The 14,072-nt window shown below is 30.4% G+C and carries 15 protein-coding genes; 2 read left to right on the top strand and 13 right to left on the bottom strand.

Going from position 1 to position 14,072, the window contains the following annotated elements:
* Positions 1 to 258 precede the first annotated feature (258 nt).
* Both Z054_RS0105535 and murA read left to right on the top strand, forming a co-directional pair.
* On the top strand, positions 259 to 915 hold the full coding sequence (locus Z054_RS0105535; protein ID WP_024769086.1) for a DUF4290 domain-containing protein: 657 nt from the start codon (positions 259 to 261) through the stop codon (positions 913 to 915).
* 47 nt (positions 916 to 962) lie between these two features.
* On the top strand, positions 963 to 2,279 hold the full coding sequence (gene murA, locus Z054_RS0105540; protein WP_024769087.1) for a UDP-N-acetylglucosamine 1-carboxyvinyltransferase: 1,317 nt from the start codon (positions 963 to 965) through the stop codon (positions 2,277 to 2,279).
* Positions 2,280 to 2,432: 153 nt separating this feature from the next.
* Here murA and Z054_RS29910 read toward each other — a convergent pair whose 3' ends face one another.
* From Z054_RS29910 to Z054_RS0105605, 13 genes are all read right to left on the bottom strand, one after another.
* Positions 2,433 to 4,325, bottom strand: coding sequence for a PAS domain-containing sensor histidine kinase (locus tag Z054_RS29910; protein ID WP_051473680.1), 1,893 nt, complete (start codon positions 4,323 to 4,325; stop codon positions 2,433 to 2,435).
* 374 nt (positions 4,326 to 4,699) lie between these two features.
* Positions 4,700 to 4,891, bottom strand: coding sequence for a cold-shock protein (locus Z054_RS0105550; RefSeq protein WP_024769089.1), 192 nt, complete (start codon positions 4,889 to 4,891; stop codon positions 4,700 to 4,702).
* Positions 4,892 to 5,098: 207 nt separating this feature from the next.
* Positions 5,099 to 5,575, bottom strand: a complete 477-nt coding sequence (locus Z054_RS0105555; protein WP_024769090.1) for a hypothetical protein — start codon at positions 5,573 to 5,575, stop codon at positions 5,099 to 5,101.
* A gap of 876 nt (positions 5,576 to 6,451) precedes the next feature.
* Positions 6,452 to 6,727: a hypothetical protein gene (locus tag Z054_RS0105560; RefSeq protein ID WP_161635246.1), complete on the bottom strand. Its 276-nt coding sequence runs from the start codon at positions 6,725 to 6,727 to the stop codon at positions 6,452 to 6,454.
* A gap of 383 nt (positions 6,728 to 7,110) precedes the next feature.
* Positions 7,111 to 7,752 carry a hypothetical protein gene (locus tag Z054_RS0105565; protein ID WP_024769092.1) on the bottom strand — a complete coding sequence of 214 codons (642 nt, stop codon included), beginning with the start codon at positions 7,750 to 7,752 and terminating at the stop codon, positions 7,111 to 7,113.
* Between the two features lies 1 nt (position 7,753).
* Positions 7,754 to 8,260, bottom strand: coding sequence for an RNA polymerase sigma factor (locus tag Z054_RS0105570; protein WP_024769093.1), 507 nt, complete (start codon positions 8,258 to 8,260; stop codon positions 7,754 to 7,756).
* Positions 8,261 to 8,428: 168 nt separating this feature from the next.
* On the bottom strand, positions 8,429 to 8,989 hold the full coding sequence (locus Z054_RS0105575; RefSeq protein ID WP_024769094.1) for an FEKKY domain-containing protein: 561 nt from the start codon (positions 8,987 to 8,989) through the stop codon (positions 8,429 to 8,431).
* A gap of 103 nt (positions 8,990 to 9,092) precedes the next feature.
* Positions 9,093 to 10,259, bottom strand: a complete 1,167-nt coding sequence (locus Z054_RS0105580) for an FAD-dependent monooxygenase (protein ID WP_024769095.1) — start codon at positions 10,257 to 10,259, stop codon at positions 9,093 to 9,095.
* A 108-nt stretch (positions 10,260 to 10,367) separates the two neighbouring features.
* Complete coding sequence (locus Z054_RS0105585) at positions 10,368 to 11,291, bottom strand: SMP-30/gluconolactonase/LRE family protein (RefSeq protein ID WP_161635247.1); 924 nt, start codon at positions 11,289 to 11,291, stop codon at positions 10,368 to 10,370.
* Positions 11,292 to 11,436: 145 nt separating this feature from the next.
* The gene (locus tag Z054_RS0105590; protein WP_024769097.1) at positions 11,437 to 11,997 is read right to left on the bottom strand and encodes a hypothetical protein; all 561 of its coding nucleotides are present in this window, start codon (positions 11,995 to 11,997) and stop codon (positions 11,437 to 11,439) included.
* Between the two features lie 105 nt (positions 11,998 to 12,102).
* Positions 12,103 to 12,675 carry a hypothetical protein gene (locus tag Z054_RS0105595; RefSeq protein ID WP_035090732.1) on the bottom strand — a complete coding sequence of 191 codons (573 nt, stop codon included), beginning with the start codon at positions 12,673 to 12,675 and terminating at the stop codon, positions 12,103 to 12,105.
* 31 nt (positions 12,676 to 12,706) lie between these two features.
* Positions 12,707 to 13,174, bottom strand: a complete 468-nt coding sequence (locus tag Z054_RS0105600) for a hypothetical protein (protein WP_024769099.1) — start codon at positions 13,172 to 13,174, stop codon at positions 12,707 to 12,709.
* Between the two features lie 53 nt (positions 13,175 to 13,227).
* Positions 13,228 to 14,058, bottom strand: a complete 831-nt coding sequence (locus tag Z054_RS0105605; RefSeq protein WP_024769100.1) for a DUF1963 domain-containing protein — start codon at positions 14,056 to 14,058, stop codon at positions 13,228 to 13,230.
* Positions 14,059 to 14,072 lie beyond the last annotated feature (14 nt).

Below are 14,072 nucleotides of genomic sequence, written 5' to 3' on the forward strand. Positions count from 1 at the left end.
AGATGCGTTTAATACCTGTTTTTCTTTGTTAAATACCATTGATTAATAAATAAAATATAGTAATGACAGTAGCTTACTTATTTTATTTTAGTATTTTGCGAAACAAATTATAGAATAGTCCGAAAAGTAATCAATTGTCAAACTGAATCTAAAGAGGTTATACATAATTACTTATAAATAGTTTTCAAAGACTTATATTCACAACACTTTACATATTGATTTTTTAGGCTATCTCTACACAATTTTCACATACATTTTATGGATATATATAATATAGAATACAATACTGAGCGCGAAAAGCTCATCATTCCAGAATATGGTCGTCATATGCAGAAAATGATAAACCATACGGTTGCTATCGAAGATCGTGAAGAACGTAATAAGGTTGCTAAGTCTATTATAGCAGTAATGGGTAATTTGCAGCCGCATTTACGAGATGTACCAGAGTTTCAGCATAAGTTATGGGATCAGTTATTTATAATGAGTGATTTTAAATTAGATGTGGATACTCCTTTTCCTGTGTTGACTAAAGAAAAATTACAGGAAAGACCAGAACCTCTTGAATACCCTCAGAATTTTCCAAAATATCGTTTTTATGGAAACAATATTAAACGAATGATTGATGTTGCAAATAGTTGGGAAGATGGCGATTTGAAAAATGCACTTACTTTAACAATTGCAAATCATATGAAAAAGTGCTATCTGAACTGGAATAAAGATACAGTAGAGGATAGTGCAATATTTAATCATCTTTTTGAACTAAGTGATGGTAAAATAGATCTTAAAGGAAGTGATGAAAATCTTACAGATTCTTCAAACTTGATGAGAGGAAAAAAGAAAAAACATACTACAACAAATAGTAATAATAGTGGTAAAAAGAATTACCGAAGCAACCGTGGTAAAAAACGCTATTAAAATTAATCAACTACCAAATTACTAACCGCTAACGAACTAACGATTACATGGGTACTTTTCAGATAGAAGGAGGGCATCAGCTCAAAGGGGAAATCACGCCTCAGGGCGCCAAAAATGAAGCCTTACAAATTCTTTGCGCAGTATTATTGACACCAGAAGAAGTTATAATATCTAATATTCCTGATATACGAGATGTAAATAAATTAATAGATATTCTTAGGAATTTGGGTGTAAAAGTCCAAAAATTAGGAAAAGGGAAATATTCTTTTAAGAGTGATGAACTCAATTTAGAATATATGGAGAGTGAACAGTTTAAGAAAGAAGGAAGTGGTCTTAGGGGATCTATTATGATTGTTGGACCCTTATTAGCAAGGTTTGGTAAAGGGTATATTCCGCGTCCGGGAGGTGATAAAATTGGAAGAAGACGTTTGGATACCCATTTTGAAGGATTTATTAATCTTGGTGCAGAATTTAGATATAATAAAGAAGAACGTTTTTATGGTGTCGAGGCACCAGAAGGTTTAACAGGTACGTATATGTTGCTTGATGAAGCTTCGGTAACCGGTACTGCAAATATTGTAATGGCAGCTGTACTTGCTAAAGGAACAACTACAATCTATAACGCAGCTTGTGAACCTTATTTACAACAATTATGTAAGATGCTTAATGCTATGGGAGCAAAAATCTCTGGTGTTGGCTCTAATTTATTGGTAATTGATGGAGTTAAAAATCTAGGAGGATGTGAACACCGTGTACTTCCTGATATGATTGAGATTGGATCATGGATAGGATTGGCTGCAATGACAAAAAGTGAGATCACTATTAAGAATGTAAGCTGGGAGAACCTGGGATTGATTCCAAACACGTTTAGAAAATTAGGTATTACATTAGAGCGGGTAGGGGATGATATTTATATTCCTGCACATACTGATGGATATCAGATTGAAAGTTATATTGATGGTTCATTTATGACTATTGCCGATGCACCTTGGCCTGGATTTACACCCGATTTATTGAGTATAGTTCTGGTTATTGCTACTCAAGCCAGAGGAGAAGTAATGGTTCATCAAAAGATGTTTGAGAGTCGTTTGTTTTTTGTTGATAAACTTATTGATATGGGAGCTAAGATTATATTATGCGACCCACATAGAGCTACAATTATAGGTCATGATTTTCAATCTACATTAAAAGCGACTACAATGGTATCTCCTGATATTAGAGCAGGAATATCTTTATTAATTGCTGCATTAAGCGCCAAAGGAATGTCGACTATTCATAATATCGAACAAATTGATCGTGGATATGAGAATATTGATGAACGCCTTAGAGCAATAGGAGCTAAAATTACTAGAGTTGAGGTGTGATGTATTTGTGATACAAGATTTAATAATTAGCTGTAAGGCTTTTGTCTAATCCTTCACTCATCTTTTATCGCTTAAAACGATTCTGTAAAGCCAAATAAAAGAGCTTCAGTACTCATATATGTTCAGAAATGTATTGTTTTTGAATTCTATTAATTAAACTGTTGTTTGAGATGCTTTGATGTACGGAATAGTAAAATAGAATGTAGATCCTTTTCCTTTTTTACTTTCTAACCAAATTTTTCCTGTTAGCATTTCAACATAAGCTTTGGCAATTGATAATCCAATGCCGGCACCTTCAAGGGCATAGCGATCTTCAAGGTCTGCCTGAACAAATCGTTCGAAAATAGCTTTTTGACGGTCTTTAGCGATTCCCATACCAGTATCTTTTACATAAAATTGAAGAACCTCTTCATCTTTTAGATATCCAAATTCGATTCCTCCTTCATTGGTATACTTAATAGCATTTTTTATCAAGTTAGAAAGAATGGCATTAAATTTTTCTTTATCGGTTTTTATGATTGCATCTTCTGTTGGTAAATCATTTGATAACGATAGTACTATATCTTTTTTATCTGTTAGTGGCTTAAAGAGGTTAAATAGATGCTTGGTTTGTTTGTTGATATCAACTTCTTCGATATAGACTTTAACTTGATCTGCAGCTATTCTAGAGATGTCGATAATATCTCTGATAATATTAAGCATACGTGCTCCGCTTTCTTTAATAAGGTCTAAATAAAGTTGTTGTTCGTCACCAGTTAGTTTTGGTTCGTTTAAGAGTTCTGCAAGACCAAGAATACCATTCATAGGGGTTCTTATTTCATGGCTCATATTTGCAAGAAAAGCAGATTTAAGTCGATCACTCTCTTCGGCTTTTTCTTTTAATCGACTTAATTCAATTTCATATAGTTTGATATCTGTAATATCTGTAAGGGTGCCAACATACCCAATAATTTGATGTTTATCATTATACTCTGGTATCGCTCGACCTAATACCCAGGTAACAGAGCCATCGGGTTTAAGAAATCTGTACTCGGCATCAGAGGTTTTCCTTTTATCTGTAGCTGCATACCATCCTTGTTTTAGTTTTTTTCTATCCTCTGGGTGCACTGCATTAAGCCAGCCATCATTTAAAGCTTCTTCTTGTGATAGTCCAGAGATGGAGCACCATTTGGGATTTACAAATATGGTTTTTCCATCACTTTGGGTCATGAATACGCCTACCGGTATAAGGTTGGTCAAAGTTTGGTACCTACCTTTGGTGAATTGAACTGCTTTTTCGGCTACTTCGTATTTTTGCTTGTATGTTAAGGAATGAAAAATGTCTTTAAAAGCATGATAGTTAACATGGTAGGCTTCTTTTTCAAAATATTTTAGATATATAGTAAATATAATACTATAGAAAACAGCCATAAATCCCTTTGATAACAAACCTGAAAACAGAAGTTTTGGTATGTTTTCAAAATACCAAAATGAACCTAATGTAAAAAAGACAGCATCAAAACTGAGGACTAATACCATGGTGAACATTACTCTAAGGAGTAGGCTAGAGGTGTGTTTTGAGATAAACTCGTATAGAAATATGATCAATATTGCATCTAGATAAAGTACTCCTGTTCCGACAAATAATACCAATACATTAGTGTAGAAGAAATCTGTAGAAATTTCAAAAGGGTTATAACTATAGGCTCCTTCCATATTCATTCTAAAAGCTAGTAGAAGAAAGCATAATATAATATTAGCTATAACTAATGCATAGATTAGTTTTCGAGCAGTAATTGCATCCTCTTTAATGTATATTAAAAGTATTGCAAAAAGTGTAGCAGAAAATAAAACAGATGAACCAGGAGAAACTACAATGGCATCAGATATTTTAAAATAGAGCGTACTGGCCATAAAAACCTGTACAAATTGAAACAATCCCAAAGAAGCGAATAGCACTCCCAAGCCTATTATCGTTCGTAAACGAAACAGTAATAATATTAGGAAGGCAACAACAAATCCTTGAAAAAGAAAAATTAAGATTTGATAGAAAATTAGTGTGTCCATAAGAGTCTAATGCTACATTTAATAGGCGTTTTTAGATTCTTTGGTTAACCTATTTGTGCATAGCGTTTATGTTTTAAGCCCCTTAAAGCTACGAACAATTGTTAAAACATTAGATATATAAAGCCCGAAAAAACGATTTTTAATTAGGAATTATTACTTAAGGTTAAACAAAAAAAAGGGATTTTGATATATATATTAGATTGATTTACAGTTTGTTTTTGCTTTAGCTATGTTTGTTTTTATTTTTTTAAAATGAGAAGATGAGCTTATATCTGGTGCAAGTGCTCAAACCTGGACTTTGGTTTTGATATAAATAAAAAAAAACCTGTCATTTTTGACAGGTTGTAGTGCTTTAAAAAATTAAGTAGTATATATTAAATTACTTTTACATTTACTGCGTTTAATCCTTTTTTGCCTTCTTGTAAATCAAATTCTACTGCATCACCTTCTCTAATTTCATCGATTAGTCCAGAGATGTGTACGAAATGTTCTTTGTTAGAATCTTCTTCAGTGATGAATCCAAATCCTTTGGCATCGTTGAAAAATTTTACTGTTCCTTTGTTCATTGTTGAAATTTAAATTAGTTAATAAAAATCAAAGATAACGCCAAATATCTAAATGATCATCATCAAGATGTTTTTTACTTTACTTGTTAACATGATTTTTAAGTGTTTATTGCTAATATAGGTATAAAATAATTAATTTATCAATTCTCGATTATTCTTAGGTGGCCATAATTAGGTAATATAAATGGTTGTATATTATGTAATTACTTAAAAATATAGTTTTTGTAATTCTAATTTGTAATCGTATTGTAAATCTTCGTGTAATACAGTAATCTTTTTTTTGATAGCAGATGTTTCGCGATGATACATGTTTTTGATAACAGTATTGTTTTGTATAGAAGGGGTGAAATTTTTTAATTTTTCGCAAAAATAAAGAAGCAATTCTATTTCGGTTTCTTTGTTTTTTGAGTACCGAATGTACTTCTTTATAGTTCGTAGAATTTTTCGAATACTTTTTTTAATATAATAATATGATGTAGTGTTAATCATTTCGAATTGCTCATCAATTTCCCTCTGTATACTTATGATATAATCTTCTTCATTGGTTGATTCGAATAATAAATAGGTAAGTAGTTCTTTATTTTCTTTTTTAAATCGTGATAGACGAAGACATAGTTCTATAAGCTCCTGATGCGAACGATCTGTTAATTCGGTTTTTAGCTCTTTTACAGTGGCGGTTTTCATCTATTGGTATTAAGTGTTTTAGGATCATACATGTGTACATGTAGATCAATATAAAATCACAATAGTCATTTGGGTATTATTACCAAATAACAATGGCTTATTTCATGTATGCAATTTAAATAAAACAATAGTTACAAATGGTGAACTCACTTTTAACTTACAATCATAGAATATCGATCTTTTGACCCTTTGGTGCTTAGATGGTCTTATATTTTTGTACTTTTTTGGATAACTGTTTGATGTCTAAGTTGTTGATAAATAAGGGTTGAGAGAGTTGTTAACAAAGTTATTAACAATAAAAGTAGGTTTCTACGTGTTAATTATTTATAAATATGAATAAATTGTGTAATATAACAGATTTTTAATTGTTTTCAACAAATTATTAACATTAAATGAACAAATAATTTGGTTTGTTGTTAATAACTTGTTATATTAGAGTTAATTAACCTTAAATCACACAATCATGAATCATTTTTATTCCACTTTTGGGTTGAATTTTAAGACTATTGTAAATTTTTTAAGAGAACTTCCTAAGGCTTCTAGTTATGCAATTCGTAAGTAATAGAGATATAACAAATTTTGGGCATTTGTTTTTTAAATCTATGAGAGGGATTATTTTTTGGTAATCCCTTTTTTTGTGCTTAAAACGGAAATGCATCTTCTCTATTTATGTAAGAGTTGAGGTGTATGAGAAGATTATTACTTTGGATTAGAATCTTAGTAGTAGTATGACTTTATAGTATGCAACATAAAATATGTGATTCCGATTGCAGGTGCTCCAATTATTACTATCAAAGCACTTATTGTATGCTTTCTGATAAAACACCAAAGCCTGATATAGTATATACTTGGTGTTAGCCAACATTTTTATTAGTCTCATTCACAATTTTTGAGATGCTGTCGATTATAAAATCCGTTCCAGAATTCTTTTGGTTTTTCAAAGTTCAGATTTTCGTCAATAGGTATCAGGTTATGGTTCTCACCACTTTTCGAGATACGCAATTCGATTGTATTCACTCCAACATATTTTATTTCAGCTTTCAAAGAATCTCTCCATTCTCCGAATGTTTCGAAGTAAAGAGTATCGTTTTTAATTTCGACTTTTCTCCATTTAGACAATTTGACCCAATCGTTGTCCGCCGCAATTCTCATTGAGTCTTTTTTAAAGTAAACTTCTGTATATTCTCCATTTTCACAAACAGAATAATTGCCCAGAATATTTTGGTTATTTTGGCAGCCAAAGAATGTTCCTAAAATCAAGATGTAAATTATACTCCGGAGTTTGAATTTCATAGAATGTTTACTAACGTTTAGTATAGTAGGGCGGTAGAAATCAATAAACTTTCGATTCTGCACTTAATCAAATTTATTTCACATTTCCCTAACGAGTAATCTAAAAAGGTTTGATGGTCTCAATAAATAGGAGAGAACTTTTGGGTTTACCATTTACTAGCTATATTTTATTGCATGTTGTTAGCGGTAGTGTTTTCTAATTTATCCAAAACATAGTTTATCAATATTTCCCATATCTACATTTAATTCTCATGCTCTAATTGATGCATCACTTTATCAATATCTTCAATGAGTGGTTTAAACTGCTTTCTAATTACACGTTTGTATGCCCAGAATATGGCTATAAAGATAACTACTGCAAAAACCAGAGAACCTATTTTATAAATAAACGAAATGGGTAATAACTGGTTAAGAATAGTATTTGATAAACCATACTCCGTAGGGTCACCTAAGCCTATAATTGATATTGTATACGGTATAAAATTGGGTATAAGAAACCAATATAATACAGTATCATATCGTTTGACCTCTCGATGTATATTGTTTTTTTGATTTTTAAGCTGTTCCTGAAAGGATAATATAAGATTAACTGGAGCCTTCTGCTTTCGGTGATTCCTACGTTCAAAAATACCCCAGATAAAGCCAATCATAGCCAAAACAACCCCAATTTTGGTAATCGGAAATGGAATTAGATACGCAATATATCCGAAAATAGGAATACTAATTATTGCCGTAATAAGCTCTTCTCTATCTCTTCTACGAAAAGCTCTTTCAAACCTGTTTATCTTGTCATTTAATTCTATCATTAGTTTTGATAAATCGAATTTTATTCTTTCAGTTTCAGATGAATTTTTCCAAATTTCTTTTAATTCTTGTTCTAACATTTTAATTTATTTTAGGAGTTATACAATTAAATAACAGCTTCCTTATTCTTTTCATTTTAACAGCAATATGGTTTTCAGTCAAACCAGTAATCGTCGCTATTTCTTTGTAAGGTAATTCGTCTAAATACAGAATAATAATAGCCTTGTCACTTTCATTTAATGTAGAAATGCAATCGTGTAGTACTCGATACTTTTCTTGTTGATTATTATCAGGAATATTTTCGGTTAATAAAAATTGTATAGATTCAAATTGAACTAGCTTATCATTGCTTCTATCAAATTTCATTTTAGAACGAGAGCAAACGTTTAGTGAAATTTTATAAATCCATGTACTAATGTTAGATTTACCTTTAAAAGTTGAATAAGACTTCCAAATATGGATTATTACTTCCTGAAAAAGATCCTGTGGTTCAATTGGCGAAACGGCATAAATACGACAAATTCTGTAAATCGTATCTTTATTATCTTCCAGAATTTGATTAAAAATTAGTTGGTCTTGATTTTGCATTTGATATTTTATCTGTCTCTATTAACCTTAGTGACAAGAACTCTAAAAATATGACAAGAATTTTGAATTATTTTTATGTTTAATACTTTGGCGACAAACCAAATAAGCAATGACTTTTCGATTATGCCATAAACCGCATTATCGCATAGGTGTTGTTACCACACGTTTTTATTCAAGTCCTATTTCTTTATGAATATCGGATATAGACTTATTATAATTTTCTTTTAAGTATTCATCAACTAATTTATTATAACATTCCATCTCTGAACGTAAAAGGCAACCCATTGAATAGTATTCTATATTATAATTTGATTTCATAACATTTTCCATTCCTATTATTGAACCTAAACCAAAATGAAAGTATTTTATCTCTCTTTTTTTTAAGTCGGTAGCAAATCGATTTTCCATTTTTTTACAGGTTTCCAATTCGTAGTATTCGGAAAGTCGATTTTGAGTTTGTAAAGTCTTATAATATTCAACAATTAAGTATAGGTTTAGAATCAAGCAAATTCCAAATGCTACAAACATAATTTTGGTCAAGCCATTTCCCCACTTTTTTGCGAAATAAAATAATCCAAAACTTAGAATTCCAATTCCGAATATTATTTTGGAATATTCCAATTCAGGAACAATACTATACCAATAATATGCTTTATAGCTATTGAAAACCAACAATCCAACTACAGAAATTGCTAAAGTCAGAAGTATGCATTTTGTTTTAGAGTTCAAATTATCTTAAATGTGTGGTAACAATGTTATAATAGCAATTGCTATTATATTTCATGTTTGGTTATTTATAATTAATGTTTTTGATTTATTTATTAGCTATGTTTTATTGCATATTGTTAGCGGTAGTGTTTTCTAATTTATTCAAATATTCAATATCGATTATCCGCTTAAACCTTTTTTGATATTGTTTTTCGGGAAAGAATCTCAACAATAAATGGAGTAGTTTTTTTTGTAAACCCCCACTGATCAGTGACATTTTTCCAATTTTCCAAGATTGTTTTACAATGTATTCGACTTTTTTAAATCTTACGTTTTGATAATCAGAAAAAGAAGTATTCATGTCATTTTTTATACAAAGCCCTAAAGTATAGGCATCCTCAATTGCTTGACAGGCTCCTTGTCCTAGATTTGGAGTAGTAGCGTGAATAGAATCACCAATAAAAACAGTATTATTTTTAAACCAATTCTTATAATTGGGTTCAATGTCAGCCAATTCATTTTGTAGGATATTGCTTTCCATTGTTCTATTGAGCAAATCCAATACTATGGGATGAAATTCGCTATATGTTTTTAATAAATAGGATTTTAGAGAAGCAGATGAATCTTTACTGAAATTCTTTTTTTCTTGAACAGCCAGCCAAAACATTTCGGTATCATTCAATGGTAAAAATAAGAATCGTAAACTACCTTCAAAAAGCTCGTAGTAGGTATGCTTTAAATCAGCGTTGATATCAAATTTTGTAATCCCTCTCCAAATGACTTGATGTGTATGTCTTGTCTTTATTTCAGGAAAAACTGATTTTCTCACTGTTGAATTAATACCATCAGACGCAATTAAGGTGTCAAATTCTGAAACTGTATTATCTTTAAATTTAATCTTTACGTTTTCTTGATTCTCAATGCTTTCTACTTCTTTGTTTAACTCGTAAGAGTTTTTGTCCAGCTCATTAGAAATTACATCTATAATTGAAGCTCTGTGAATACAATAGACCTCTTCTGGAAAGGGAACTGTTTTTAGAATTTTTAATTTTTCGGTAGCAAGTATTGTCTTTTTGAGTAAATGTCCTTTTTCTCTTAGTTCATTACCTATGTTAAGTTTATCAAATATTTTTAAAGCATTAGAAGCGATTCCAATTCCAGCTCCAACTTCTTGGAATTCATTAGATTTTTCAAAAAGTTTGAACCCTTGATTATTTCTTTTTAGGGTTAATGCCATTGTTAAACCTCCAATTCCTCCTCCTATGATTGCAATTTTACCTGTTGTCTTCATTTGCTATGTATCTATCTTGTTAGAAAAGTTTTTTGTACATCAAATTGGTTCAGAGTAACTAAATCTGTACTTACCGTCTTATTTGTTATAGGAACTGTTAGCATTGTTTTATTCAGCTTTGGTTTTCATCATTGTATACGATTCTAACTTTTTCAAGTCGAGAATCTCATTTGTATTCTCGTCAAAATTGTCTATTTGGGTGTTGATTACAAAATAAATGTTTCCGTCGAAAATGTCAAAAGTGGTTGGGATTTTAAAATTTTCGGTGAATTCGACTATTTTTTTACTTTCTAGAATTTCCGTCCCAATTTTGTTAAGTTCAAATTTGAACAGTCCATTTTGTGATTTGTCCCTCCAGCCGTTTACTATTCCATACAGGTTATTTTTGTGATATTTTATACCATCTATACCCGAATAACCTTCTTTGGGTTTATTTATTATTTTTTTTGATATTGTTTCGACAATAGAAATCCCGTTGTTTGATGCCAAATATAAATATTCATCATCATCGGAGATTGTGATTCCGTTAGAGTTGGAAACCTCTTCAGAATCCAAATAGATTTCGATGGTTTTATTTGGTCTTTTAATCTTATAGATTTTGTTACTTTCTGAATCAGTAATGAAAATTTCATTATTCGAACTAATGGCTAAATCATTCAAGTAGTGAAAATTGGAGTCGTTAATTGAATAAGAATCAATTAGGTCTCCAGAGGAAAGTTGTAAAAGTAAAAGGATTGATTTGTTTTTATCTTCTGTTAGGCTATTACCAAGAGCATATAAAGTGTCTCCTTTAATTGTCATTCCAAAACCAGCTAAATAGTTATGTTTGTTGGTTTTTAGAAAAATTGCAGGATTACTGCCATCAAGTGAACTACTTACTATTTTATTATTTTTTAGACTGTTTAAATATAACTTTTTTGTACTGCCGTCGATAGCGATACCTTCGGGCACTAAATCCTTTTCAAAATTCAGTTCAATCAATTCTGATTTTTTACCTATACATGATATGAGTCCAAGTAAAATCAAGCACATAAAAATTGATTTAGTATTTAGCATTTTTTTACTTTTAATCATGTGCTTTGTAAATAATAGCTAAGGTCTAGGTTATGGTTAGTATAGGAATTAAAAGTAGTGAACTTTTGATTAAGCACTTAGCCATTTTTTTAATTTTCCTTCTTTAATATCCAACATCAAAAATTCTAGCTATTATAAAAAAGATTATTCCGCCAATAAAGACAATCCATTTTGTTTTATTTGATATGTTTATTCCTTTTAGGATTGCTAATAATCCAATAAATGTGAATAATATATTTAATCTATTTGAGTATTTATGTCTATTTGAATTATAATCTATTACGCTGAGTAAAATTTGATTATCAACTTGTATCCCATAAACTCTTATATCTTCATTTGAATTCAATTTACTCAAATCGGATTTACCAATTTTAATATTTATGGTATCTCCCTTTTTTAAGTCAGAAATAGATTGTCTATGTTCACTATTAACCGCTCCATCTAAAATTATAAACCTTGCTTTAAATTCCTTTCCATAAAACCTGTAGTCGGCAATGTTTCGCCTACCGGTTACATTTTCAATGTTCGAATTAAGTTGAATTTTTATATTCTCTACATGAGTGACTTCTTCTTTAATGCCATTAAATCTGCTATAAGTCCATATTAAAATTCCTAATCCGATTAATACATAGTACCAAATAAATTTCTGTTTCTTTTTCGTCATTTTAATGAATGCCAACGTTAAATATATGGTGACTTTGCAAATAGTCAACAACTTTTTGATTAAACATTAATCGTCCTATTCGCTATATAATAGTGTTGTAGTGCATTATTTTCTATTTTTATATAGTTCAATGGCTTTTAGATACTTTAGCCCACCTGTCTCAGTTTGGTCATGTATAAACCCATTTAACTCAGGATGATTTTTGTCTATCCAATTTAAAAATTCACTTCTGTTTTTAACAAACGTCGTATCATTAAAAATCACGTATTTAGTTGTTTCAACGCTGGTTATTTTACCACTATCAAATCGAATAATTTGATTAGTGACAATTGGTTCTTCGTGAAGAAAAAAGATTCTTTTGTCTATTTTTGAAATCTTTGCTTTGACAATTCCGTTTTCTAGCTCAATTTGAAGGATCTCATACGTCGGGTCAAATACAGAATCCCATTTCAACCATTCAACATATTCTTTCAGAGAAAATGTTTGCTCATAGTCATACTCTCTTTCTTTGGTCAAAAGACTATCGGTCAATAGAGTTACTATTCCAGAATCATCAGAATTGTCAAGAGCCTTGTAGTACTGTTTTGCAATTTCAAGTTTGTCAATTTCTTTTTCAGAAGTTTTACAGGATATAAATCCAATTGCCAATAACAATGATAGAACTATAATTTTATTCATTCGTATTTTGTTTTACATGATTGTAGTCAGTTTATTTATTTAATCGGGTAATCATAAGTACAATATTCCATAGTGAGAAGAAATCATTTCCTTTCTTAGTAATAAATACTGTTTCATTTCCATTAAAGTCAATAACAGATAATTCACGTTCATTTCGTTTTTTTATTTTTTTAAGTTTTGTTTCACCAGCTTCTGCTTGAAGATATTGTTCTTTCAAGTTTTTAGAGATTACATCTTGAATTGAGTCTAATTTTATCGAGTTCAATTTAGCTCCGTTATATCCTATAATCATTTTTGTTCCTAATGCTGTCCAGTTTTTCTTTGAATCCGTAAATAGTAAGATTATTTTTCCGCTATTTTCTTCATCAAAATGAGTTAAATATTTCATTTTAACTTTATCATTCAAGTTTTCAAATAAGAAGACATTTTTATTTGGCAAACTACGTTGAGAAGCTCTCCACTTAATTCTATCTTCTATAAAATCTGGTGTTTTTTTCATCCTGTTTAACACTTATTAACTGTGTTTTATACATCGTGTATACCGTATTTTTGTTAATGACATTGCAGACTAAAATCAATTCTTTCAGTTTTCTCTTCATAAAAAACATATATCAAGCCTACATCTCCCCACATTAACCCAGCGTTTTCTTCCGAGTCAATTTGGAATAAAAGTTTCATTGTGTTTCCGTCACTCTTTTTAGGAGTGCTTTCTCCCTGAACCCATTTTGGATACCCTCCAAGCTGACTTTGATAGTCTTGCTCTCCGATTAATTTATTGACTATTTGATTGTAATTATCCCAAGGCTCATCTTCGTTAAGTACACAAGATAGTTTAGATGCATTATAAGAATACAAATCAATTCCTTCCCAATCGGGTAGGGATAACGTCGATTTGAATCTAATTTTACAATATTTTGATCTACCTAATTTACTTGGTTTTTCAATTAGTTTCATATTCTCCCTGTCTATTTTTTTATAGATTTTGGCTAACCATCCATCATCTGAAGAGTCCCAAGGAAATTCATCCCAATCGTAATAAAATTGAATTAATTCAATACTTTCAGGTAGTTGAATGCCTGAATTATTGAATATTTGAAAAATAAACTCTAAACTTTCTCCTTTTTTAGTAGTTGGCCATTTTTCTCCATTTTCAAAATACGGTTGTCCTCCAAAATGGGAGTTTAACTGCGAATTTTCTGGAGGTCTTGAAGCAGGTGAAACCTCTATTTTCGTAGCGGGTCTAATGATGGGTTTTACTAAATTCTCTAAATCAGTAAATGATTTAGCACCTAATTTATTAAGTTCATTTCTATATTTGTCAAAATGGGAATCTTTTTTAGGTTGTTCATTCTTTTTTTTAAATAATTTTCTCCAAAAGCTCATTTACAGTAGTTTGT

The sequence above is a fragment of the Aquimarina macrocephali JAMB N27 genome (assembly GCF_000520995.1).
Classification (GTDB): Bacteria; Bacteroidota; Bacteroidia; order Flavobacteriales; family Flavobacteriaceae; genus Aquimarina; species Aquimarina macrocephali.